We start from the raw sequence: 23,660 nt of genomic DNA, 5'->3' as shown, positions 1-23,660 counted from the left end.
GAAACTCAGGTAGCGGGGGCCTCTGGCCAGTGGCGAAGATTCTCTGCCTGGGTAGTGGTCGATCAAACCCAACGATTAACTTTACTCAACCTAAAGTGAAATCATGCGGTTTGCATTCCTTTCTATTGCCTTACTGACAACCCTCGGATGCGGTCAACCGACTCGGGCGCAGGGGTTGGTGGACGGCTTCATGCGTGGGCAGCGCAAGGCGAGTCTGGCCGTAACGTATTCGCAGGAAACCTACGAGACGTATTACGTCAACACGACTGAAACCCGCAATCCTAACCTGGGCACCGTTACAACCCAGGCGGTGAACCTGTACGGGACCTATGGACTGGGCTACGACCTGGACCTGATCATATCGGCTCCGTACATCCGCACCGAAGCCAGCGCGGGCTACTGGCAGAAACAGGAAGGCTTTCAGGACCTTACGGCCGCGTTACGGTGGGAGGCCTATGATTACAAACTGGGTAACGCGCGACTTTCGTGGCTGTTTGCGCTGGGCTATTCCTTGCCAATCCAGAACTACGTTTCTGACGCGCTGGTGACTATCGGCCACGGGTCCCGTAACCTCGACGGGCGCACGATGCTGCACCTGAAGGCCGGCGGCTTTTTCCTGACCGGGCAGTTTGGCTATATCCGACGCGGACAGGTGACGCTCGACCGGGTGGTGAATTATTACGATCCCAGCCAGCTCAATCCCAACAGCGGCTCGACGGTCAACGTCCCGGACGTAACTGACGCGGTTCTGCGTGGGGGCTTTGCCACAAGGCATTTTTACGTAGACGGCTGGATTCAGAAACAGACGCCTTACAGCAAAGGAACCGACATCGGCCCTGGTATTCCGTTTCCAACCAACGCCATCGGGTTTACGCGGGCGGGTGCTACGCTCTATCTGCCTATTGTGAAAAAATTTGGCCTGACCGGAGGTTATAGCACCACGCTCAGCGGTCAGAATATCGGAAAGGCAACGCGGCTGAGTGGCGGCATTATCATTGGCATTTAACCACCGTAGGTCCATCCGGATTGAAACATGAAAACGTATCTTTCTTTTCTCGTTCTGAGCCTGCTGCTTTTATTGGCAGGCTGTAAAGAACCAGTAATTGACGAAGGCATTGAACCGTTTACGGAACCGGCCACCACCGACCCGGACGGGGGTAACTGGCGTCCGGTCGTGCTGAAATCGGCCGCCGACATAAGCGTGCCGCAACCCGCAGCCGTTACGTCCAATGCTTATCAGGCTGAACTGGCATCGGTTAAAAACGGGCTGCTCGGTGTGAACCCGGAGCAGAACACGGCCGTCACGTACTGGGCGGCCGGGGGCGTTCTGCGCTGGAATCAGATTGCCCGGCAGTTAGTCGCCAAATACAATGCGGTGCCCGAAAACGACGGCATTACCGCCAGTTCGCCCATAACCGATCCCTACGCGGCCCGGATTTTTGCCCTGCTCAGCGTAGCGCAGTACGATGCGCTGCTGGTGACCTGGCGGGCAAAGTACCAGTATAACCGCCCGTCGCTCATTCGGCAGGACGTGATTACGCGGGTGCCCATCGCCGACGTTCCGTCTTATCCTTCGGAGGATGCCGCCATTGCCGAAGCCTCGTATCAGTTACTGGCCTATCTTTTTCCAGACGAAGCCAACTGGTTGAAAACCAAAGCCACCGAGCATAAGCAAAGCCGGGTCTGGGCCGGGGCCAATGTGCCAAGCGATCTGAAAGCAGGCGAAGACCTGGCTACGGCCGTGGCGGCAAAGGTCATAACCAGGGCCAAAACAGATGGCTTCGGCAGCGCCCTGAATACCAATTGGGAGACGCTGCTGGCCAAAGCGCCCTACGACGTAACGTGGAAAAGCCTGGAGATTCCGGCCCGTCCGCCGATGGCTCCCCTGTCCAGTCAGGTGAAAACCTGGTTTGACTCAGCCGCCGTAGCCCGGTCGCAGCCGGGGCTGCCCCCGGCTACTACCTCCGCCGAATTTCAGAAGGCCCTGACCGAAGTACGCGAGATTGCCAACGCCCGTACCCGTGAACAGTGGCGTATTGCCGATTTCTGGGCGGATGGAGCCGGAACCTACACACCCCTCGGCCACTGGAACCGGCTTGCCGAAGACCTGGTCCGGCAGGCCCGTCAGAACGAACTGCGGACGGCTCGCACCTACGCGCTCATGAACCGGGCCATGCAGGACGGTGTGGTGGTCGGCTGGCTGACGAAGTACAGATACTTTGTGCCGCGACCTTCGCAGATAGACCCTGCTATCAAGACGGCGACGGTCATTCCTAATTCGCCGGGTTATCCATCCAGTCACGCCACGATCTCGGCGGCCGCGGCCACGGTACTGAGCTATGTATTTCCCGATGAAGCAACGAACCTGAACGCGCAGGCGGCCGAAGCGGCTATATCGGGGCTCTACGGGGGTGTCCACTACCGCTTTGATACTGAAGCAGGGACTAAAAGTGGCACTACAGTCGGGCAGATCGCCATTGACTGGGCAAAAACGGATGGCGTGAAGTAAACAACCTGTTCGGGCAGCGATCAACGACGTAATGGGGTAGCAACGTACGGAGCCGGGTTGGATAACCCGGCTTTTTTGTAACATTACTCGTCATTCCGGCTTTATTAAGACATCTACTAACCGAATGATTTCTGTTTATGAGCATTCCCACTCCTCTGTCGGATAGCCAGACTTCCGGTCAGTCCCGCGTGGTTATCGAACACGTTACTCCTGAAATCGACTGTGGCCGGTTTCCTATCAAGGCTGTACCGGGCGATGTTATTGCCGTAGAAGCCGATGTTATCGCCGATGGGCACGACTATCTAGCTGTCCGACTTCTTTATAAACATACTGACGACCCGGACTGGACGGAGGCCGCTATGGCGCTGCTGGTCAATGATCGCTGGGGGGCATCGTTCATCGTTGAAAAACAGGGCCGCTATCTCTATACTATCGAGGGCTGGGTTGATCATCCGGCTTCGTGGCAGCATGAAATTCACCTGAAAGTAGCGGATGGTCAGCGGATCACGAGCGAACTGCTGGCCGGGGCGCAGTATCTGGATGGTATGCTTATCCGGGCAGGAGGGCAATTGCCCGGCGGGAAAACCAAAGGTGGAAAACAAAAAACGCAGCCGGTCGAAGAGACGGCCGATGTGGTGGCGCTGCGCGAAATGGCCGCGCTGTTTCGGGATGAAAGTCGGTATGATGAAGCGGTATCCGTGGCCGAAAGCGAGCAGTTTACGTTCTATGCTCACCGCTACCCCGAACGGCAGCATCCGGCGCGTTATAGTCATGAACTGGGCGTGGAAGTAGACCGCGCCCGGGCTGGATTCAGTACGTGGTATTGCCTGTTTCCGCGCTCGGCCTCGCGTGAGGAAGGCAAACATGGTACGTTCCGGGATGTGGAAGCGCTGTTGCCGCGCATCTCGAACATGGGTTTCGATGTATTGTACCTGCCGCCCATTCACCCTATCGGCATGGCTCACCGGAAGGGTAAAAATAACTCGGTGATCTGTCAGCCGGGCGAACCGGGGGTGCCCTATGGTATTGGCTCGTCCGAGGGTGGCCACGATGCCATTCACCCCGAACTGGGTACGGTGGATGACTTTCAACACCTCATTGCCATCGCGAAGAATTACGGTATGGAGGTCGCTATGGACCTGGCCATCCAGTGCTCACCCGATCACCCCTGGGCCAGGGAGCACCCGGAATGGTTTAAAAAGCGGCCGGACGGTACTATTCAGTACGCCGAAAATCCGCCGAAAAAATACCAGGATATTTACCCGGTTTATTTTGAAACCGAGGACTGGCAGAATCTCTGGCAGGAACTGAAACGGGTGTTGCTGCTGTGGGCGTCCTGGGGCGTTCGCATTGTTCGGGTGGATAATCCGCACACCAAGCCCTTTGCGTTCTGGGAGTGGGTCATTGCGGAGGTTAAGCGGGAGTTTCCGGATATGCTGTTTTTGTCGGAAGCGTTCACCAAGCCGAAAGTGATGCAGGAGCTGGCCAAGCGGGGCTTTGCCCATTCGTATACCTACTACACTTGGCGGACCAGCAAGGCTGAGTTGCAGGAGTATATGACCGAGCTGACGCAGAGCGAAATGAAATATTTCTTCCGCCCGAACTTCTGGCCGACAACCCACGACATTAACCCGTATATCCTGCAGTCGGGCCACGAGCCGCAGTTCCTGATACGGTACTTCATGGCAGCTACGCTGTCGAGTAATTACGGTATCTACGGCCCGTCGTTTGAACTGATGGAACATGTGCCGTTCCCGAATAAAGAAGAGTATCTGAACTCCGAAAAGTACGAAATCCGGCTGTGGGACTGGGACAAAACCAACAAGCTAACGTACCTGATTACGCTCACGAACCGAATCCGGCACGAGAACCTGGCCCTGCAACGAACCAACAATATTGAGTTCTGCAATGTCACCGACGACGCCATTATGGCGTACATAAAAACAACGGGCGACAACCGGCTGCTGATTGTGGTCAACACGGATGCCTATAATCGCCGGGCCGCTACGGTGCAGGTTCCCATCTGGAACCTAGGCATTGGGTTCGACCAGGACTATACTGTGAATGATCTGCTAACGGGCGCTTCGTACACCTGGCGTAACGACTGGAATTACGTTGAACTCGACCCGTACGTCCTGCCGATGCACGTGTTAAGGATTGATGTCTGATTGGCCGAAGCCAGCTCATCGTTAAAAAGCCGCTTATCTGCTGGGTAGATAAGCGGCTTTTCGTTTTGCACCCTAACCGCGTCGCTCGATAACCTCGCTGTAACAGTCGCCGAAATCAGGCGCGGGCAGGTAATAACCCTGCACCGTCTGGTATTTGATGGCCAGCGCTTTCTCCGGTACTTTCACCACAAACCGCCCATCCCAGTCCAGCCGGGTTTCTTCGTAAACAACGCGCGGATTGTCGCGGTCCTCATCGTTGCGGAAGCTGATCAGCACGCGTCCATGCCCAACACCCTGAGCCTGGCGGCTCTGCGTATCCTCAATAATTCGTCCGCCTACAGGACCATCCAGATAAAAATATTCAAATCTGGTTTTCCGGCCCGTTACCACTTCAATCTGCGCACCGCTCAGGAGTTCAACCGTATGCGGGGGCGTTTCGTTAGGATCGTCAATGAAAGCCGCCAGCCCTACCCGGTTGGGTACGGGGCGGAATTTTTTGATGATCCGGTCTGGGTTCGTCCGATTGTCCTGCCGACGGTTAAAAATATCGTACGTACCATCGGGGCCGAGTGAAATGGGCGTTTTGTACAGGTTAGTATGATCGTACTCGAACATGATCTTTACTTTGCGGGTTTCGCCCGGTTCAAGCGTAAGGCTTGTGTGCTCCACATACGTCCGGTAAAGCGGGTTGGTCTGCCCCGGCCTGACAAACACCCGCGTGGCTTTGTCATACGGGTTTCCTACTTCCACGAACGTAATCTCGCGCGAGGCCGGTGAGGCTGATGCGGAGATGAACCGGTCGTAGTTCGACTGGGCTTCGTTATTGAAGACCGACATCTCAATCACCGGTGGCGGACCAGGCAAAAAGTAGCCCGGAATCCGGACAATGATGCAGTAATGGCCGTTACCGGGTGGATTCCAGGCCGTCTGGAAGTTCACGGTGCCGCCGGCCGGAATCGAGCGCGTGTCGGCGGGCAGTGGTGTTTCGGGCGCACCGCCTACGTTGAAATTCTTGACGTAAAACTCGACCCGCACGTTCGGTGCGGCCAGATTGCCGTTGTTCTTGACGCGGGCAATAACCGTATTGGGATTTCCGGCCCACGGCACGTTGAACCAGTTGGTCGGGTCGGCCAGGTTGCGGGTATTCTGCACTTCGATATCGGGGCTCTGCCATTGTCGGCCGGGACCCGCTGGCCAGGGCCGGATCGCCGGATCGGGACGGCTGTTCACGCCATACTCAACCTTTATGTCGGCTTTGCTGCTGGTAATGTTACTGACGCTCATCTTGAAGTCCGTCGGGAAAGTCGGATCGGTCGTGTCGGTTTCGCGGTAATCCAGGCCGTTCGTCAGCACGCTGCCGTCGCCATCGGAATCGTTCGGCACCCGAAGAATAATTGGCCGACTAATCGGAGCGTCGCCGGGGGTAGAGTCCACATCCGTGACCAGGACGGCGTTGTTCGTGTCGAGGTTACGGTCGCCAATATGCGTTGACTGCCCGGAGCGGTATTCTACGTAGTAGTTCCAGCCATCGGCCAGCCGAACTTCAATGCCGGTCTGGCGGCCCGCCGGGGGCGCTCCCGCTTCAATCGGGCTCAGCGAAATGGTTTCGTTAATGGGCGTCCCGCCGTTAGCAAAATTATAGGTCTTTAACCAGCCTCCCTGTACCCAGCCGAGCATCATCCGGTGCGCAATTGAAAAGTGCGGCAGGTTATCCTCCGACGCCATGGGGTCCCAGTTGCCCATGTTCCGGCCAGCATCGGGTTTATACTGATCGCCCAGGCCGAGGTTGTGCCCCAGCTCATGCACGACCGTTGCCCGTACGGATCGGTCACTTCGGAAACCCGCTCCCCACTCGCGCGGCATGGATATCAGCGCGAGCGATTTGCTGCCCTCGGCGGTCGAGAACGTACCGCCCCAGCCATAGGGCCAGGCGTTCATACTGCCCGTTGCCTGCTCCGAGACGAAGATTATGGTATCGTAATTGTTGTAATTAATCAGGCTATCGCCGGCGGTAATACCAGCCTGTCCAAACGCCGTCAGCGGCCAGCCTACCTTACCGGCGGCTGTATCGAAGTACGTATTCCAGTTGTTGGGCAGGCTGACCGGGCCGAAAATATCCGCCGACAGATCGAAATTGCCGTAGGAAACTTCGCGGTAAAACTGTCGGGCACTGACCATATTGCCGCCAACCGATACGCCGTTGATGATCTCATTCATCCAGCGCGTGCGGATGCCGTCGAGCGTAGGCACGTCCGTGGTGTAACGGCCATCGGCGGTGTCGATCAGCAGAACCGCCAGCCGACGGGTTCCGGTGGCGGGCAGGACGTTGACGTTCTGCGGTCCGGCCGGGCCTCCACCCCAGGCTGGCCCCGATACGTATTCCTGACTGATGCCGGCAAAGGATAGAGACGGTCCCGCCTTCTGGTCGGGCCAGTCGGTCGTTACGCGGAATTTCTGCTCAGCCATGATGATGTTCGTGCTGCGCTCAATTACCTGAAAGACGTAGGTACCGGGCTCGTAGCCAATGCAGAGCATGACGTCGGGTCGGGTGGGGTCGTAGTCGGCATCGCGACAGAGCGACACTACCCCGGCTTTCGGTCCGTCGGGTACGCGAAACTCAAGGTCGTCCATCGTTAAGCCGCGCAGTTTTAGAAATACTTTGGTGTAAGCGCCCACAAAGAACGTATCGCCCATATCGAGTGTAACGCGTTTGCGGAACAGAATAGGAGGTAAGTCTTTTTTGGGAACTCGTCGACCGGGAATGACTAACATAATCGTCAGGTTTAAGGATTGGAAGATTCACTGATGAATATTAGTCGTTTTAAAATCGCTTGTGTACGAACGGGTTAGTGAACGGTCAACCCTTGAGCGAACTGCATGTTTTACCGGAAAGATACCTGCGTATAAAAACGTAATGCCCGACCACGGGCCGGGCATTACGTTTCATTAATCATTGCGTAAATGGATTTCTACCGATAAGCGCGCTTGTCTGGATTGCCGTCGGGGTCGCCCGTGACATAACCATTGTAACGAAGCGTGCCGCCGTTGGCAAGCAGAATACCCGCCACGTGGGGCGTGGCCATCGAAGTGCCGCTCAGGGTAGCATAAGCCCCGTTTTTATACGTCGATTTGATGCTTACGCCCGGTGCCGAGATGTCGATGGGTGGGTTGCCGTAGTTTGAGAAACTGGCGAAAGTGTTGTTGACATCAAACGCCGATACGGTATAAATGTTGCTGCCATTGACCCGGCCCGGCGATGAGTTGTTGGCGTTCTGCGACTCATTTCCGGCCGCCAGGGCAAACTTGATTCCCTTAGCGGCTGCATTGGCAACGGCATTATCCAGCGCTGTCGAAATACCGCCACCCAGACTCATGTTGGCTACGTCGCCTACCCGGCCATTACTGGCTACGAAGTCAACGCCCGCAATTACACCCGAATTAGAACCGCTGCCGTTGGCCGCCAGTACCTTCACCGGAATAACCGTAGCGCCGGCCGCAACACCAATGACGCCCAGACTATTGTTTTTAGCGGCAATCGTTCCGGCCACGTGCGAGCCATGTCCGTTATCGTCATCGGGCGAGGCTCCGCTCTGGATAAAATTCCGGCCGCGCGTCTGGCTAACGTTCAGATCGGGGTGATCCATGTCGATGCCGGTATCAATAACCCAGGCAACACCCGAACCCGTATAATTTATAGCCCCGCCAATGCGCGTAATGCCCCATGGCGTTTCCTGCGCCTGCGCCGTGACGTCACCGTTCTGGGGAAGCTTTAGCTGAAACAGCTGGTCGGGTTCAACCGACTCGACGATGGGCAGTTTCTGCAAAACCGCGACCTCCTGCGGAGTCAGCGTGATAGCGAACCCTTTCAGAGCGGCCACGTAAACCTGCTCGGCTCGCTGCCCAATGCCTTCACTAATGAGCTTGTCCAACAGGGCGCGCATACTGGCAAGGCGGGCATCGTAATTGCCTGACTCAGTTGGCAATAAGGCCGCCAGGCTGACGTCTTGTCTCAGGGTGATGATGTATTTCTGGGTAGTTGCCCCGGCTCGCGCTGCTGCCGAAATAGAGTTGAAGCGCACGACATCCTGGGGAGTTGAGGGGCGAGAAACCACGGCCTCCGGTTCGCTTATCTGACAGGACGCGAGCAACAAGGGCAGACATGCGCCTACCAATGCACTTTTTGTGAAGTGTGACATACAGAGTAAACAGTTAGCTATTGTAGTTAGATGAGGCCTCGACAGAAATCTATAAAGAATATTTATTACATCAAAACAGAATAGTAGCCTAATCGTATTTAACAATATAAATGTTTTGTATATATGATATATTCGGGCTTTATAATTTGGTGCGTATCAGACTTTTATATTAAACGGTAGGTAAATCCATTTTGGACTAAAAAAGCCGGTCAATCCTAAAAGTGATTAACCGGCTTCGTATTGATTTTTGAGCGCTTACGAACGCTATCGCATCAGCTTGTTCAATTTGCCGGACGCCTGCATGGTGTTCATTTTCTTCATCATCTTGCGCATCTCGTCGAACTGCTTCAACAGGTTGTTTACCTGGGTGATGTTCGTACCACTGCCGGCGGCAATGCGTTTCTTACGACTGCCGTCAATGATGTCGGGGCGCTGGCGCTCCTTCGGCGTCATGGAGCTGATGATGGCTTCGATAGGCTTGAACGAATCGTTGTCGATGTCGAGGTCTTTGATCATCTTGCCCATACCCGGAATCATACCGAGCAGGTCTTTGACGTTTCCCATCTTTTTGATCTGTTGCAACTGCGAGAGGAAGTCATCGAAGTCGAACTGGTTCTTGCGCATCTTGGCGTTGATCCGCTTGGCCTCGTCCTCATCGAAAGCCTGCTGCGCCCGCTCAACCAGCGAAATCACGTCGCCCATACCCAGAATCCGGCTGGCCATCCGGTCGGGGTAGAATACGTCGAGGGCTTCCATCTTTTCGCCCGTGCTGATGAACTTGATGGGCTTATTGACCACCGTCTTGATCGACAGGGCGGCTCCGCCCCGGGCGTCGCCGTCGAGTTTGGTCAGCACGACGCCGTCGAAGTTAAGCCGGTCGTTAAAGGTCTTGGCCGTATTGACCGCATCCTGACCTGTCATGGAATCGACCACAAACAGCGTCTCGGTTGGATTGATTGCCCGTTTCACGGCTTCAATCTCCTGCATCATGGCTTCGTCAACGGCCAAACGGCCGGCGGTGTCAACAATGACGACCTTTTTGCCGGATTTGCGCGCCTGTGAAACGGCGTTCTGAGCAATCTGAACCGCGTTTTTATTTTCCGGCTCTGAGTAAACTTCAACACCAACCTGCTCACCCAGGACTTTCAACTGGTCAATAGCAGCCGGTCGGTAGATATCGTCGGCAACGAGCAGCACGTTCCGCCCCTGTTTTTTCAGGTACGACGCCAGCTTTCCCGAAAACGTAGTTTTACCAGACCCCTGAAGCCCCGCAATCAGAATAACGGCGGGGTCGCCTTTGATGTTGATGCTCTGCGCTTCGCCACCCATCAGTTCGGTCAGTTCCTCCTGCACGATCTTGACGAACAACTGGCCGGGTTCAACCGAAATAAGCACTTTACGGTCAATGGCCTTGTCGCGAATTCGGTCTGTAATATCCTTGGCAACCTTGTAGTTTACATCGGCATCGGTAAGTGCCCGGCGCACTTCTTTAATGGTTGACGCAACGTTGATTTCAGTAATGCGGCCCTGTCCCTTGAGGGTCTTGATGGCCTTATTAAGTTTATCCTGAAGATTCTCGAACATAGTGTATTACAAACAATGACGCAAAGATAACAGTTTCCGGCGGGGTGTCGTTACGTCCAGGTGCTGTTGTTTGCCGGCCGGATGTGGGTAATAGCCAGGTAGGCCAGCTATTTTAGTAAATGTGCCCATATAATGTTGCGTTCTGGCGGGTTTAAGTCTTTGGCTTGTTTGGCAATTAGCGGTCACCGCTTCTATTAAATTTGTTTACTATAAAAAAAATTAAACTAGATTGTAAAATAATACTATACATTGTCGTTATGTTTGCGGAAGTCAGTACATGCGTACATAAGTTCGTGTATCGTAACGTATTTTTATTGGTATCAGCCTATGAGAGCAGCCTTGAAAAATTGGAGAACAGGAGCGTTTATCGGTGTAACTGCTATGCTGATAGCCCTATTACCCGCCCGGGCTTTAACTGCTCAGGGAGCGCGGGACGGGCAAACTAAACCCGTTGCGGAGAATCCAGCCAAATCAGAAAATCCCCGGTTAGATAGAAACACGACACTGGCCCGAAATACAGCGGCAAAGGCTGCCGAACCGACTGCCCGGCCAGAAGCCGCTAAACCCCAAGCGCATGATAAAAAAGCTATCAGTCGTTGCTGGAAACGACTGATGGATATGGTCAGAGAAGTTAATCACGCTCAGCGGACCAGGAAGCAATAATAGCCTACAATCCTTAATAAAATGCCCGTCAGGAATCCATTCCTGACGGGCATTTTATTTCGAGAGAACTGAATGTTCCCCCTTTTTGCGCTCTGATTGAAGCCAGCAAGTTGTATTTCCGACGGACTGGCTTTGAATGGATCGGACTGTTTACTTTCTCAATTTTATCAAAAACTCACAGTTATGAAGGGTTGTATACCTCCAGGGAGGGTTCTGCTTCAAACGGGCAGAACGTCCCGTGTGCAAATACATTCCTGCTTGTTCTTCTGTGGTATATCGCTGACAAGCAACATAATAGCCGGTTCGGCTGACCTGCTCCCTACATTCGGCAATGGCTATCTGTCGACTACGACCGCTGCCGAACAAACCGTAACGGGAACCGTCAGCGACGAAAAAGACGAAGTTCTGCCGGGCGTAAGCGTTGTCGTGAAAGGCACTCAGCGCGGAACGACAGCCAACGCCAAAGGGCCGTACCGGATACGGTACCCGACGGATCAGCTACGTTGATTTTCTCGTTTGTTGGTTATCTGCCCCGGGGGATTATTGTGGGCAATCAGACGGCGCTGAGCGTAACGCTCAAGGTTGATTCCAAATCGCTGGACGGGGTGGTTGTGGTTAGTTACGGTACGCAGAAGAAAGTGAACCTGACGGCCGCGGTAGATCAGTGCTTGAAAACCGCTCGCTGCCTAACCTGACCAAGGGGCTACAGGGAACCATTCCGAACCTGAACCTGAATATAGGCGATGGCAAACCCATTCAGTCACCGACGTATAATATCCGGAACGTCAACTCCATTTCCATTATGCGTTACGCCGAGATTCTGCTGAACTACGCCGAAGCCAAGACCGAACTGGGTACGCTGACAAACGAAGACGGCAAGAACGACGTCGTTTTCTATAAAATCAAACCGGCTACCCAACTGCCCGGCGTTACGTATATCAACGTAGCCGAAACAGTCAACGGCGTGCCGAATCCGCAGCGGTTAAAAAACGACACATCGGGCGAGCTGACCTGGCTGACCAACATCCCGAGAAACTGGAATGAGAAATATTACCTCTATCCCATTCCGGAGAACGATCGACTCCTAAACCCTAAACTCTGCCAGAATCCCGGCTGGTAAACAAACAGCTCTGTTTCTTATTCATGAGGAGAAACAGAGCTGTTTTCTCTTCCTTCCAGAACAGTTCCTAAAATCAACGTCTTATGCGCGTATTGTTTCTTTGTTTGCTGGGAAGCGTACTGGCCGCCCGGTCTTCTTTCGCTCAAAAATCAGAACCTATCGTTGTCGCTACGTATAACCTCCGGTACAACAACAAAGGCGATGGCGTCAATGCCTGGCCCAACCGGAAAGAGAACGTAAAAGCCCTGATTCGTTTCCACGAGTTCGATATTTTCGGCACGCAGGAGGCCTTGCGGGACCAGCTAAATGATGTTGCCGAGTTAAACGAGTTTGCCTTTTTCGGGGCCGGTCGTGACGATGGTAAAGAAGCTGGCGAGCATTCGGCGATCTTCTATAAAAAGGATCGGTTTAAAATCCGCGATTCCGGAAATTTCTGGCTGAGCGAAACCCCCGACAAACCCGGCAAGGGCTGGGATGCCACCTGTTGCAACCGTATCTGCTCCTGGGCCCGGTTTACCGACCTGAACACAAGGAAAGACTTCTTCTTTTTCAGCGTTCACTTCGATCATCAGGGCGTTGAGGCCCGTCGGCAGTCGGGTAAGCTGATGGTGGAGAAAATCAAGGAGATCGCTAAAAGCCAACCGGTCATTCTAGTGGGGGATCTAAACTCGACGCCCGAAACCGAGCAGGTCAAAACGATTCAGACGCTGCTGAACGACACGCACAACGTAACGGAGCAGCCGCCTTACGGTCCCGAAGGCACCTTTAACAGCTTTAAGTTCGAAGCGCCGATGGACAAACGCATTGATTACATCTTTGTCAGCAAGCAGTTCGATGTGCTGAAATATGGTGTGCTGACCGATGCCAAAGAGCAGCGTTACCCATCCGATCACCAGCCAGTGATGGTAAAAGTGGTGATGAAGTGACGCCTGACCGTTGCCGAATTTTATAATCAGAAAAGCCCAGCCTGCTACAGGCTGGGCTTTTCTGATTGGTATTTACGTCCCGCAGCCGAAGCGCCGGTGCTTATTTTCCTCGGACATCTTTAGCCTTCTCCAGCTCCGCCCGCTGGTCGTCGCGCAGGGTTGGATACTTGATGCCAAGCTGCTCCAGGTAGGTTTTGTACTTCGACGGATCGTAGTAAAACTTCTCTAGTTTCGGCTTGAAATCGGCCATGATTTTCTGGTTCAGGTAAATGGCCGGAAACTCTTTGGGCGAAATCAGGGGCGTATATTTCTGCTCTTTGGTTTGCTCATTGTTGTAGTACGCCCAGGCTTCTTTTATGATTTCGGGCTTGAGCAGCATATCGAGCAGGGTCATGGCTTCAGCTTTGGCGCCGGCCACAACCCCTTTGTGCGCAATGGGCGTCGCCATTGAGATGGCATTGCTCCAGTGGTGGCCGGGCAGGTCTGGAATATTGCTGGGATAGCGCAGTACAATTGTTGGCAGGGACCACGATATATCCGCAATATCGTCGGAGCCGCCCGTGAGCGGCACGAGCGTCTGACCGCCCATCATGACGGTTGGTGCCGTGGACGCGGGTAAGCCCAGGCTATCCAGCTTCATGGCCAGACCTTCTATTTTGCGGGCTTCCAGTTCCTTCTGGGTTGCCTTGGCCAGCATCTGGTCCTCGGGCGACCAGGTGGGTAAGCCCACTTTTTTGATGTTCTGGTACATGGCTTCGGCAATGGGCTTGTTAAAATGCCCCGGCCAGGCTGAGCCCAGAATTTCGTACGTAAACTTGGTGTCGGTCATCAGGGCCGCACCTTCGGCAATTTTTATTCCCGTTTCAAACAGCTTGCGGATCTTTGGGTAGGAGCGTTCGCGGAAATAATACCAGACCGACGCTTTCGATGGGACGACGTTGGGCTGATCGCCCCCGTCGGAAATGACGTAATGCGAGCGCTGGGTCAGTTCAAGGTGTTCGCGCCGAAAGTTCCAGCCGATGTTCATCAGTTCGACGGCGTCGAGGGCGCTTTTACCCCGCCAGGGTGCCCCGGCCGCGTGGGCGGCTGATCCTTCGAAGTTGAATTTAACCGACACCAGACCGTTGTTCCCGGCGTCGCCATAGGAGGTAACCAGGTTGTGGCCTACGTGGGTGAAAATGCAGGCATCAACATCTTTAAAGTAGCCGTCGCGAATGTAAAACGCTTTGGCGCCCACGAGTTCTTCGGCAACGCCGGGCCAGAGCATAAGCGTACCGGGGATTTTCTCGCGTTCCATCAACTGTTTCACCGACAGAGCCGCAACGATGTTGAGCGCCTGACCGGAATTGTGCCCCTCACCGTGGCCGGGCGCTCCTTCAACAATTGGATCTTTATACGCTACGCCGGGCTTCTGACTGGCCTTTGGAATGCAGTCTACGTCGGAGCCGATAGCGATAACGGGTTTGCCGCTGCCCCAGGTGGCAATCCAGGCCGTAGGCATGCCCGAAATCCCTTTCTGAATGGTAAAGCCTTCTTTTTCGAGCAGCTTCGTCAGGTAGTTGAATGTTTCTTCTTCCTGAAAGCCCAGCTCCGAGAAGCTGAACAGCATGTCATTGATCTGCTGCGCCTGATCTTTCCGGGCGTCGACGGCGGCAGCTGCTTCGGCCTTGAGCTTTTCAAGCCGGTCGAGTGTTTTGCCGCCTTTTTTCGATTGCCCAAACAGAAGGGCAGGCCAGAGCAGGGCCAGTAAGAGAGTAATTTTTTTCATGGTTTGAGTTGTTCAGGTTGATTCATTGCCAAGATACACCAGACTAAACCCCGGCGCAAATCACAAAAGTCGGAACGTTAGACGAATAGAGCTTATAGCTGATCAGGACAGAAGGAGTAGCCAGCCGCTATCAGAGCTACGCTGCCACGAGTGGAAGAGTAACCACAAACTGCTGATCATCCTCCTGAAACGTAGGCGTAGCCTGTCCCAGCACGCGGTATTTGGTCAGGATGTTGCTGAGGCCAACACCGCTGGAGTTTACCTGGGTATGCTTCCGCTGCAGGTTATTGCGGACGGTAAGCTGTGCCTGATCATCGGTAGCAATCTCGATGGTTAGCGGCTGATCGGGCAGGATGATATTATGTTTCACCGCATTCTCGACCAGAAGCTGCAGCGTTAAGGGAGGTATCTGATGATTGGCGTATTGCGGACTGATCCGGGTGACGAGGTGCAGCGACTGACCGTGCCGGGTACGTAACATCTGGTAATACGATTCAATGAATGCCAGTTCGGTTGAGAGCGAGGTAAGATTCTGTTCGTTAGATCGTAACAGATAGCGGTATACCGTACTCATTTCGTCCAGAAACTGGCGGGCCTGTTGCGGGTCATCGTCAATCAGGGCGTCGAGAATGTTGAGGCTGTTGAAGAGGAAGTGAGGATTCACCTGTTGCTTAAGTGCTTCGAGCTGGCTTTGCAGCTGCGCTTTCTTAAGCTGTTCCGATTCCATAAAGTAGCGTTTCCACTGCTCAAACGCATGGATACCTTCATAGACTGCGGTTACGATGATAACCGTCAGAAAGACAAACGCTAACGCCAATAGCCACCGAGTTGGGGCTACGGGATACCCTAACTGGCCATAAATCCACATCACCAGCACAGTAACCAGCAGGGAGTTAATGCTCGCCAATAAACTGGAAAGGCAAATTCGACGGATAACGCGCTGGTAGGAAGGATGCCTGCGGTGAATGTGCAAGGCCATTGCGTTATTGATGAACCAATGACCGAAGTAAAGCGCAAACGAGATGCTGCTGGCCAGCAGAAAAACGCGCCAGTCTGTCCAGTAACGGTCGCCCAGCGTAAGGCTATTGAACAGCAACAGGAATACCGGCAGTACTATCTGCCGAACGCGGCCATCCTGTTCGGTATAGGTAAATTTGTTCACAAACCATTCTGGAAGTTCTGATGCCAAATTAACCAATAAACCCGTGGCCTGCAATGCGTTACTGCCCGATTGTTTACGGGCTGATCCTGCTGATTTTACGCCTTAAAAGCTTTCTGCTCAGCTGTTGACTGAGCAGAAAGCCTGACTAATTCCGGGTAGGCAGAAACTTTACGGTCTATTTCTCGGCAAGTTGAACCTCTGCGGTCTTCTGGGCTATGTTGTTATGCTGTCTGGGAACGGTTCTGAGATATTCATAAATAGCACCAACTTCCTGATCTGAGAGTGCGGGGCGGGGGCCCATGGGATAACGAAGCACGGAGCCATCGGGGCGAACGCCCATTTTAACCGCCCGGATAAACTGCTCTTTAGTGTATTTCTTACCAATACCCGTTTCGTCGTCGAAGGTCAGATTGGCCGATAGGATCGATTTGCCATCTTCACCCGTAAACTTGCTGCCGCCAGCAAAATAGCCTTTTGTCCGCTCGGGGTGTTCACTATCTAAATCCAGGTAGTTGGCCGAGTGGCATCCGTAGCAGTCACCCACGGCCGTAGCGACGTATTTTCCCATCTGGGCCGGCTTGGTGCTGTCGGGCAGCGGAATGAGGTGCGCCGGGTAATTGTTTGGTTTGATCAGTGTCCAGGGCAGGAGCTTAGCTACAAAGCTGTACTCAGATGGGGGAGCTTCCTGGTTGGACGGTTGAACTGGAAACCGATCGGACCGCAGCCAGGCCACTACCGACTTGATGTCTTCATCGGCCATCAGGTTGTATTTAGGCATGAAGGCAATTGTTCCATCGCGCCGGATGCCGGTACGCAGGAAATAGATAATCTCACCATCGGTCCAGTTGCCGATGCCTTTTTCCTTATCCTGGGTAATGTTGCGCGAATAAATCGTTCCGAACAGAGCAGGCAGTTCATCCAGACGTTTGCCGGTTACGCGGTTGTTGTTGTCTGCATGACAGGCCATGCATTGTAGCTGAGCAATGACTTCGCCCCGCTTCACCCGGGCTTCGGTTACCTTAACCTGAATGACAGGTGGCGTGGGCGGATCATAGGAACGGATCGGTGTTAGGGCCACATAAGCGCAAAAACCACCGATCACAAGCACCAGTACGCCTAATGCCTGGCCTATGCGCTTGAAAATTTTTTTTGCCGATTTCATGAGCAGAGAACTAGTTTTTGGTTTCCTGCCAAAATTCATGGCTATCGGGCGGGTTGCCAGCAGCGTTGCCGATGAAGCGCCATTTCGTTCCGTTGAAATGAAAAAAGGCCGCCATCAGGCGACCGTTTCTGTTAGTGAAGAACCAGCCGGCCGAATGAACAGCGAGCAGCCAGTAAGACCTTAGAGTCCGTGTAAGTCAGAATTAATTTAGGGCTGGAACAAGAGTTATCCAGCGCATAATCAAGAGACAATTTCCCGAATCCCGCCGAATCACTACCTTTGCGGCCAGGTTTTCGTATCGTATTTCTCAATCGTTTATACCCAAGTCCAATGGAAAAAATTAAGGTGGCGAATCCGGTTGTCGAACTGGATGGCGACGAAATGACCCGCATCATCTGGAAGTTTATCAAAGACAAGCTGATTCTGCCCTACGTTGATGTTGACATTAAATACTACGACCTCGGCATCGAGTACCGCGACGAAACCAACGATCAGGTAACGGTTGATGCGGCCAACGCGATCAAGCAGTACGGTGTAGGTATCAAATGCGCAACCATTACGCCCGATGAAGACCGCGTGAAGGAGTTCAACCTGAAGCAGATGTGGAAGTCGCCCAACGGCACCATCCGCAACATCCTGGATGGAACAGTATTCCGCGAGCCAATCGTAATGCAGAACGTACCACGTCTGGTCACCAACTGGACTGCGCCGATCATCGTTGGCCGCCACGCGTTTGGCGATCAGTACCGGGCTACGGATTTCGTTGTGCCGGGCGCTGGTAAACTGACCATGAAGTTCGAAGGCGAAGACGGGCAGGTGCAGGAGTTCGACGTGTTCAACTTCAAAGGACCGGGCGTAGCGATGGGTATGTACAACGTTGAGGAGTCGATTCGTGGCTTTGCCATGGCCTGCTTTAACATGGCTCTGCAGAAAGGCTGGCCGTTGTACCTCTCGACCAAAAATACCATTCTGAAGAAATACGACGGTCGGTTTAAAGATATTTTCGAAGAGATTTACCAGGGTCAGTTCAAGGCGAAAGGCGTTCACTACGAACACCGCCTGATCGACGACATGGTGGCCTCGGCGCTAAAGTGGAACGGTAACTTCGTCTGGGCGTGTAAGAACTACGACGGCGACGTACAGTCGGATACGGTTGCGCAGGGCTTTGGCTCACTGGGTCTGATGACCTCTGTACTCGTTACGCCGGATGGCAAGACGATGGAGGCCGAAGCCGCCCACGGTACCGTAACGCGCCACTACCGCGAGCATCAGAAAGGCAACAAAACCTCAACCAACCCGATTGCCTCGATCTACGCCTGGACGCGTGGTCTGGCGTTCCGGGGCCAGCTCGACGGCAACCAGCCGCTGATTGACTTCTGCCATGCGCTGGAGCAGGTTTGCGTGGAAACCGTCGAAAGCGGCAAGATGACCAAGGATCTGGCGATTTCGGTATTCCCCAACGACACGAACCTTGTGGCGGGTCAGCACTACCTGAATACGGAGGACTTCCTCGAAGCCCTGGACACGAACCTGAAAGCTAAACTTCAGGCGTAAGTTAATTTAGTGTGCTGTCGAACGCTGCATGCTAAAATGTTTTGGTGCCACTCTGATTAGGGTGGCACCTTTCTTTTCTTTACTATGGAAAACGCGCAATCATGAAACAAATCCTTCCACTGCTGGCCGTTGCTTTTCTGCTGTCAGTTAGCACATTTGCCAAACCGCCCCGTAAACCTATGAAGACTGCCGTGGTGCAACACATTGTTCTGTTTAAGTTCAAACCCGAAACAACCCCGGAAAAGGTAAAAGAGATCGTAGCCGCTTTTGAAGCGCTGCCGTCAAAAATCAAAGAAATCAAAGGCTTTCAGTGGGGAACCAACCATAGTCCCGAAAACCTGAACAAGGGGCTGACGCACGCGTTTATCCTGACGTTTGACAACGAAAAAGACCGGGATGCGTATCTGCCGCATCCGGCCCACAAAGAATTTGGGAAAGTAGTAGGTCCCTGGCTGGCTGAGGTCACCGTTGTCGACTTTACCAATCAGGCAAAATAAAGCGTCCGTATTGCCGTAAACGCAGCCGGGCAGACCACGTGGTCTGCCCGGCTGCGTGTTTGCTGCGTTGTCTACAGGTTTTGCTCCACGAAGTTAGTCAGCATCGTGTACAGATGCAGGCGGGTATTGCCGCCGTAAATGCCGTGGTTGCGGTTGGGGTAGTAGAACGACTGGAACTGCTTCCCGGCGGCAATTAGGGCGTTCTCGAATGCAACGGAGTTCTGAAAATGAACGTTGTCATCGCCCGTGCCGTGAATGAGCAGATAAGGACCGCGCAGCTTGGATGCGTGAGTTACGGGCGAATTGGCGTCGTAGCCCGACGGGTTTTCCTGCGGGCGTTTGAGGTATCGCTCGGTATAGACCGTATCGTAGAATCGCCAGTTGGTTACGGGCGCGACCGATATGCCCATCTTGAATACGTCAGCACCGAGCGTCATGCACAGGGCTGTCATGTAGCCCCCAAAACTCCATCCCCAGATACCAACGCGCGCCGGGTCAACGTAAGGAAGAGTTTTTAGCTGCTGGGCGGCTGCCAGCTGATCTTCGGTTTCCAGTTTGCCGAGTTGTGCATAGGTAGCCGTGCGGAAAGCTGCCCCCCGCCCGCCGGTTCCCCGGTTATCGACCGAGACAACAATATAGCCTTTCTGGGCCAGCACCTGACACCAGAAGAAATCCCGTGTATCCCAATCGTTTTTGACCGTCTGCGAACCGGGACCGCCATACACAAACATCAACACTGGGTATTTCCGAGTGCTGTCAAAATTGGTGGGGCGGATCATCCAGGCGTTCAGGAGCGTACCGTCGGCGGCTTTGGTCTGGAAAAACTGTTTCCACGCGATGTTGTAATTGGCCAGGCGGTTCTTCAAGGCATCATTCGACTCCAGAACCCGCACAACATTGTTGGTTTGGGTAGTCCGCAGACTAACCGTTACGGGCGAACTGGCCGAAGTATGGTAGAGCAGGTAATACGTCAGATCGGGGTTGAAATTAGCTGTGTACGTACCGGGCTCCGTGGTCAGTCGTTGTTTGTTCTGCCCATCCAGGCCAATTCGGTACAACTGGCGTTCGAGTGACGATACTTCGGTCGAGAGAAAGTAAACGCGCTGGTTTTTCTCGTCAATACCGACAATGTTGAACGCTTCAAAAGTACCGGTCGTGATCGGCCGGATCAGTTTGCCGCTCAGGTCATAGAGGTACAGGTGCTTATAGCCGCTGCGTTCGCTGCTCCAGACAAACGACTTGCCATCCTGCAGGTACGTCAGGTCGTCGGTGAATTCCAGATCGACGTAAGTCGGGCTGGTTTCGGTCAGCACGGTTGTGGCCTGTCCGGTCGTCGCGTTAACGTGCAGCAGATCCAGCTTGTTCTGAAGCCGGTTGAGCCGCCGGATGGATAGCAGACTGGCGTTTTTGGTCCACTGAATCCGGGGGAGGTAGATGTCCGTTTCGGTTCCGGTTTGCGCCTTGACCTTTTTGCCAGTCGTGACGTCGGCCACCCAGACCGTTACGAGCGAGTTCGGTTCCCCGGCTTTGGGGTATTTGAAGCGGTACTCTACCGGATACAGACTGCCCCAGAGCTGCATGTCGTATTCGGGAACTCGGCTTTCATCGAAGCGAATCCAGGCCACGCGCCGGCTGTCCGGCGACCATTCAAACGCCCGCGACATGCTGAACTCTTCTTCGTATACCCAGTCGGCTCCGCCATTGATGACTTCGTTACGTTTTCCATCGGTAGTGAGCTGGGTTTCTTTACCCGTCGCCAGCTCAACGACAAACAGATTATTGTCGCGTACAAAAGCAACCTGTTTACCATCGGGCGAAAACTGAGCGTATTGCTGCTTACCGCCCCGGCTGAGGGGCGTCAGGCGTTTGGTTGTCAGGTCATAGACAAAAAACTCAGCCCGGCTCGACCGGCGGTAAATGGGCTCGTCTTCGGTAGTGATGAGCAGCTTACGTTCGTCGGCCGAGAGCTGATAGTCGTCAATCTGCAAAGGCCGGGCTGCGCCTAAGGAAGTCGCCTGCCGCTGGTCGAACAGCGTTTCGACGGGCTGACCGCTGACGATGCTGAACGTAACGATCCGTCCGGCGTCGAGGGTCGTGTAGTAGCCCCCGGTTTTCATCCAGTTGACACCCGCTACGGTACGCTGATTAAGCAGGCCCTGATTGCGCCCCCAGATATCGTCGAGCGTAATATTCTGCCGGGTTTGGGCAGCGGCCGACCCGATAAACAGCAGAAGAAGGAGATGAAGGAAGAGTTGGCGCTTCGCCATGGATCGTTCAGGTTTGACGGTATTGACAGAGAGGCACAAAGAACACCGAGCCAGGTCTGTGAGTTCTTTGTGCCTCTCTGTTTTAAAAAGTGGATCAGACTTACTTGGTCGTTTCGGCCGGGGAAGTATCCGGCAACAGACCTTTACGCCGAAGAATGGCGTCCGTAAACTTCAGATCGTGCTCGCTGTTAAAGATCGAGTAGGGCAGGTAGAGAAACTGGGCCTTGGCCAATCCTTTAGAAACGGTGCGAGCAATCCAGTTCGCCTTTACGTTCTTCATAGCCTCGGCATTGTCCAGATAAAAGATGTAAGCTTCTTTATCTTTATTGACGCTGCTGATCTGATCCCACTTGAGAAGACCGCCTTCCTTGGGATTGATGCGCATTAAGATCTGGCGGCTGTCAATCTCGTAGATGTATTTTTGAAACAGGGCTTTGCTTTGCTCCATCTGCGCAATTCCCGTAATCTGCACCGCCCAGAACAGAACATACAAAATCGTCAGCAGCAGAATAACGATGGCAGGCCAATAATGATCAAACGTCCCCGTGGCATACAAAACGATGTTCAGAATAATCAGGCCCAGCGGTAGAAAGGCCCACTTCCAGTTATCGCGCAGCCACTGCTTGAGGGCGATATTGATATACGTTTTTTGGTCTAACGCGTATTTTTTGGTTTTAACAATCATAACACTTCCGAAAGAAAGTGCAAAGATAGAGGATTGTTGGTAGGAAAGGTGAAGAGAACGGACAGGAAACAAGGGAAGAACAAGCGCTTTTGAGCTCATTCATTCCGGAAATGCAGCGTACTGATTTCGTACTGATGGTGGGCGTTCTGGGCCATCAGAACGTAAACGGCAAACGTGCGGCCGTTGGTCTGGTAGGTGCCGGTGCTATACCGTAGCCGGTCGGACGACCCCATGTACACGAACTGAAAACGGTGGGGCGGATATTTTCGAAAGAACGTGCGCAGAATCAACTCGGCGTGCGTAGCCTCTACCGATGGAAATTCAACCTGCTGGGCATCAATAATCAGCTCAATCTTCCGGGCAAAACGCGTTGATAACTGGCCCGCGTTACCATTACGCAGCGAAGTTTTGACCACCTCAATAATGCTGGAATTAGGTACTGGCTTTTTGGGAGCCAGCCACAGCCCAGGCAGCAGGAACAGGATTGCCAGAAAATTCATGAGGGCGCAGCAGAGGATTATACCGGATTCGTGCGAAAATTATGCCAAAGGCAATTTTTAGCGGGATTAATACCGTCGCCTGAGTAACCGGCTTCCTTGACGTTCCGACTTTTCCCATCTTTGCGCCTGTAATTGTCTTACCGACCGCATGAAACCCAACCAGCCGACGCTTATTCTGAACGCCGAACAGATTCGCCAGAAAGTCCGACGAATTGCTTTTCAGATCTACGAAAACAACTTTGAGGAACCCGCTCTGCTGCTGGCGGGCATTTCGGGCGAAGGATTTGTGCTGGCCCAGATGCTGACGCGGGAATTACAGACGATTGCCCCCTTTACGGTCGAGTTGCTCCGGCTGGAGCTGGATAAGAAGCAGGCCGTTCAGCCGACCGTTCAGCCCGACCGTCCGGCGGTTGACTTTACGGATCAGGTGGTCATTGTCGTTGATGATGTGCTGTATACCGGCCGGACGCTGGTCTTCAGTCTTCAGCCGTTCCTGAGTGTGCCGGTACGTAAACTTCAGGTGGCAGTGCTGATTGACCGTAACCACCCGCGCTATCCGGTCGCGGCCGACTATAAAGGGTATGAACTGAGTACGACCCTGACCGAACATGTGGAGGTCGTGCTTGGCGACGCCAAACGCATGGGCGTGTATCTGCAATAACGAAAAAGCAGCAGGTGAAGGATTAGCTCCTATGCCTGCTGCTTTTCGGGCTTTACGTTCTTGTGCTGCGGATCAGGCCCACGCCCGCAAAGAAGAAAACCGCGCCCAGAATCAGGTAAACAAACGAAGCCTGCGAAACGCCCCCCTGGGTAAAATCAATACCGCCATAAATCAGGCCAACCAGTCCGACCAGAGTCAGGATCATGCCAAGTACGCTTTTGGTGTTCATACGTTGAAT

General features: G+C 53.7%; 21 protein-coding genes. 11 read left to right on the top strand and 10 right to left on the bottom strand.

Annotated elements, in window-relative coordinates; all coding sequences use genetic code 11:
* Window positions 1-103 precede the first annotated feature (103 nt).
* The 3 genes from HNV11_RS18540 (at window position 104) to HNV11_RS18530 (ending at window position 4,677) form a co-directional block, all read left to right on the top strand.
* Window positions 104-1,006 carry a hypothetical protein gene (locus HNV11_RS18540; RefSeq protein WP_171741077.1) on the top strand — a complete coding sequence of 301 codons (903 nt, stop codon included), beginning with the start codon at window positions 104-106 and terminating at the stop codon, window positions 1,004-1,006.
* A 27-nt stretch (window positions 1,007-1,033) separates the two neighbouring features.
* The gene (locus tag HNV11_RS18535) at window positions 1,034-2,509 is read left to right on the top strand and encodes a phosphatase PAP2 family protein (RefSeq protein ID WP_171741076.1); all 1,476 of its coding nucleotides are present in this window, start codon (window positions 1,034-1,036) and stop codon (window positions 2,507-2,509) included.
* Between the two features lie 137 nt (window positions 2,510-2,646).
* Window positions 2,647-4,677 carry an alpha-1,4-glucan--maltose-1-phosphate maltosyltransferase gene (locus HNV11_RS18530; protein WP_171741075.1) on the top strand — a complete coding sequence of 677 codons (2,031 nt, stop codon included), beginning with the start codon at window positions 2,647-2,649 and terminating at the stop codon, window positions 4,675-4,677.
* A gap of 72 nt (window positions 4,678-4,749) precedes the next feature.
* Here the strand turns inward: HNV11_RS18530 and HNV11_RS18525 are convergent, their stop codons facing one another.
* The 3 genes from HNV11_RS18525 to ffh all read right to left on the bottom strand — a co-directional run bounded on the left by HNV11_RS18525 (window position 4,750) and on the right by ffh (window position 10,457).
* Window positions 4,750-7,449 (bottom strand): CARDB domain-containing protein, encoded by a 2,700-nt coding sequence (locus HNV11_RS18525; RefSeq protein ID WP_171741074.1) that lies wholly within the window; start codon window positions 7,447-7,449, stop codon window positions 4,750-4,752.
* Window positions 7,450-7,646: 197 nt separating this feature from the next.
* A complete protein-coding gene (locus HNV11_RS18520) occupies window positions 7,647-8,873 on the bottom strand; it encodes a S8 family peptidase (RefSeq protein WP_171741073.1) in 1,227 nt (408 codons plus the stop codon).
* 264 nt (window positions 8,874-9,137) lie between these two features.
* Window positions 9,138-10,457: a signal recognition particle protein gene (gene ffh / locus HNV11_RS18515; RefSeq protein WP_171741072.1), complete on the bottom strand. Its 1,320-nt coding sequence runs from the start codon at window positions 10,455-10,457 to the stop codon at window positions 9,138-9,140.
* A 903-nt stretch (window positions 10,458-11,360) separates the two neighbouring features.
* Here ffh and HNV11_RS24165 point away from each other — a divergent pair.
* From HNV11_RS24165 to HNV11_RS18500, 4 genes are all read left to right on the top strand, one after another.
* Complete coding sequence (locus HNV11_RS24165) at window positions 11,361-11,627, top strand: carboxypeptidase-like regulatory domain-containing protein (protein ID WP_317168016.1); 267 nt, start codon at window positions 11,361-11,363, stop codon at window positions 11,625-11,627.
* Window positions 11,624-11,815, top strand: coding sequence for a hypothetical protein (locus HNV11_RS24160; RefSeq protein WP_317168015.1), 192 nt, complete (start codon window positions 11,624-11,626; stop codon window positions 11,813-11,815). Before HNV11_RS24165 ends, HNV11_RS24160 begins: the two co-directional genes overlap by 4 nt.
* Window positions 11,785-12,240: a RagB/SusD family nutrient uptake outer membrane protein gene (locus tag HNV11_RS18505; protein ID WP_317168014.1), complete on the top strand. Its 456-nt coding sequence runs from the start codon at window positions 11,785-11,787 to the stop codon at window positions 12,238-12,240. The genes HNV11_RS24160 and HNV11_RS18505 overlap by 31 nt, the downstream gene beginning before the upstream one ends.
* Before the next feature lie 83 nt (window positions 12,241-12,323).
* Window positions 12,324-13,166, top strand: a complete 843-nt coding sequence (locus HNV11_RS18500; protein ID WP_171741071.1) for an endonuclease/exonuclease/phosphatase family protein — start codon at window positions 12,324-12,326, stop codon at window positions 13,164-13,166.
* 100 nt (window positions 13,167-13,266) lie between these two features.
* On the opposite strand, the gene HNV11_RS18495 is transcribed toward HNV11_RS18500, so the two are convergent.
* From HNV11_RS18495 to HNV11_RS18485, 3 genes are all read right to left on the bottom strand, one after another.
* Window positions 13,267-14,934 (bottom strand): amidohydrolase, encoded by a 1,668-nt coding sequence (locus tag HNV11_RS18495; protein WP_171741070.1) that lies wholly within the window; start codon window positions 14,932-14,934, stop codon window positions 13,267-13,269.
* A gap of 136 nt (window positions 14,935-15,070) precedes the next feature.
* The gene (locus tag HNV11_RS18490) at window positions 15,071-16,096 is read right to left on the bottom strand and encodes a sensor histidine kinase (RefSeq protein WP_240163561.1); all 1,026 of its coding nucleotides are present in this window, start codon (window positions 16,094-16,096) and stop codon (window positions 15,071-15,073) included.
* A 175-nt stretch (window positions 16,097-16,271) separates the two neighbouring features.
* Window positions 16,272-17,258, bottom strand: a complete 987-nt coding sequence (locus HNV11_RS18485; protein WP_171741069.1) for a c-type cytochrome — start codon at window positions 17,256-17,258, stop codon at window positions 16,272-16,274.
* Between HNV11_RS18485 and HNV11_RS18480 the strand changes: the two genes are divergently transcribed.
* The 3 genes from HNV11_RS18480 (at window position 17,227) to HNV11_RS18470 (ending at window position 19,309) form a co-directional block, all read left to right on the top strand.
* A complete protein-coding gene (locus HNV11_RS18480) occupies window positions 17,227-17,442 on the top strand; it encodes a hypothetical protein (protein WP_171741068.1) in 216 nt (71 codons plus the stop codon). The genes HNV11_RS18485 and HNV11_RS18480 overlap by 32 nt on opposite strands.
* Window positions 17,443-17,588: 146 nt before the next feature.
* Window positions 17,589-18,812: an NADP-dependent isocitrate dehydrogenase gene (locus HNV11_RS18475; protein WP_171741067.1), complete on the top strand. Its 1,224-nt coding sequence runs from the start codon at window positions 17,589-17,591 to the stop codon at window positions 18,810-18,812.
* A 101-nt stretch (window positions 18,813-18,913) separates the two neighbouring features.
* The gene (locus HNV11_RS18470; RefSeq protein ID WP_171741066.1) at window positions 18,914-19,309 is read left to right on the top strand and encodes a Dabb family protein; all 396 of its coding nucleotides are present in this window, start codon (window positions 18,914-18,916) and stop codon (window positions 19,307-19,309) included.
* Between the two features lie 71 nt (window positions 19,310-19,380).
* Here the strand turns inward: HNV11_RS18470 and HNV11_RS18465 are convergent, their stop codons facing one another.
* The 3 genes from HNV11_RS18465 to HNV11_RS18455 all read right to left on the bottom strand — a co-directional run bounded on the left by HNV11_RS18465 (window position 19,381) and on the right by HNV11_RS18455 (window position 22,761).
* On the bottom strand, window positions 19,381-21,576 hold the full coding sequence (locus HNV11_RS18465) for a S9 family peptidase (RefSeq protein ID WP_171741065.1): 2,196 nt from the start codon (window positions 21,574-21,576) through the stop codon (window positions 19,381-19,383).
* 100 nt (window positions 21,577-21,676) lie between these two features.
* Window positions 21,677-22,261 (bottom strand): YcxB family protein, encoded by a 585-nt coding sequence (locus HNV11_RS18460; protein WP_171741064.1) that lies wholly within the window; start codon window positions 22,259-22,261, stop codon window positions 21,677-21,679.
* A gap of 95 nt (window positions 22,262-22,356) precedes the next feature.
* A complete protein-coding gene (locus HNV11_RS18455) occupies window positions 22,357-22,761 on the bottom strand; it encodes a DUF4783 domain-containing protein (protein ID WP_171741063.1) in 405 nt (134 codons plus the stop codon).
* A 148-nt stretch (window positions 22,762-22,909) separates the two neighbouring features.
* On the opposite strand from HNV11_RS18455, the gene HNV11_RS18450 reads away from it, so the two are divergent.
* Window positions 22,910-23,422 (top strand): phosphoribosyltransferase family protein, encoded by a 513-nt coding sequence (locus tag HNV11_RS18450; RefSeq protein ID WP_171741062.1) that lies wholly within the window; start codon window positions 22,910-22,912, stop codon window positions 23,420-23,422.
* A gap of 52 nt (window positions 23,423-23,474) precedes the next feature.
* Here the strand turns inward: HNV11_RS18450 and HNV11_RS18445 are convergent, their stop codons facing one another.
* On the bottom strand, window positions 23,475-23,651 hold the full coding sequence (locus HNV11_RS18445; RefSeq protein WP_171741061.1) for a hypothetical protein: 177 nt from the start codon (window positions 23,649-23,651) through the stop codon (window positions 23,475-23,477).
* Between the last annotated feature and the right edge of the window lie 9 nt (window positions 23,652-23,660).

Source organism: Spirosoma taeanense (assembly GCF_013127955.1).
Taxonomy (GTDB): domain Bacteria; phylum Bacteroidota; class Bacteroidia; order Cytophagales; family Spirosomataceae; genus Spirosoma; species Spirosoma taeanense.
This window is presented reverse-complemented; position numbering and strand designations above follow the sequence as displayed.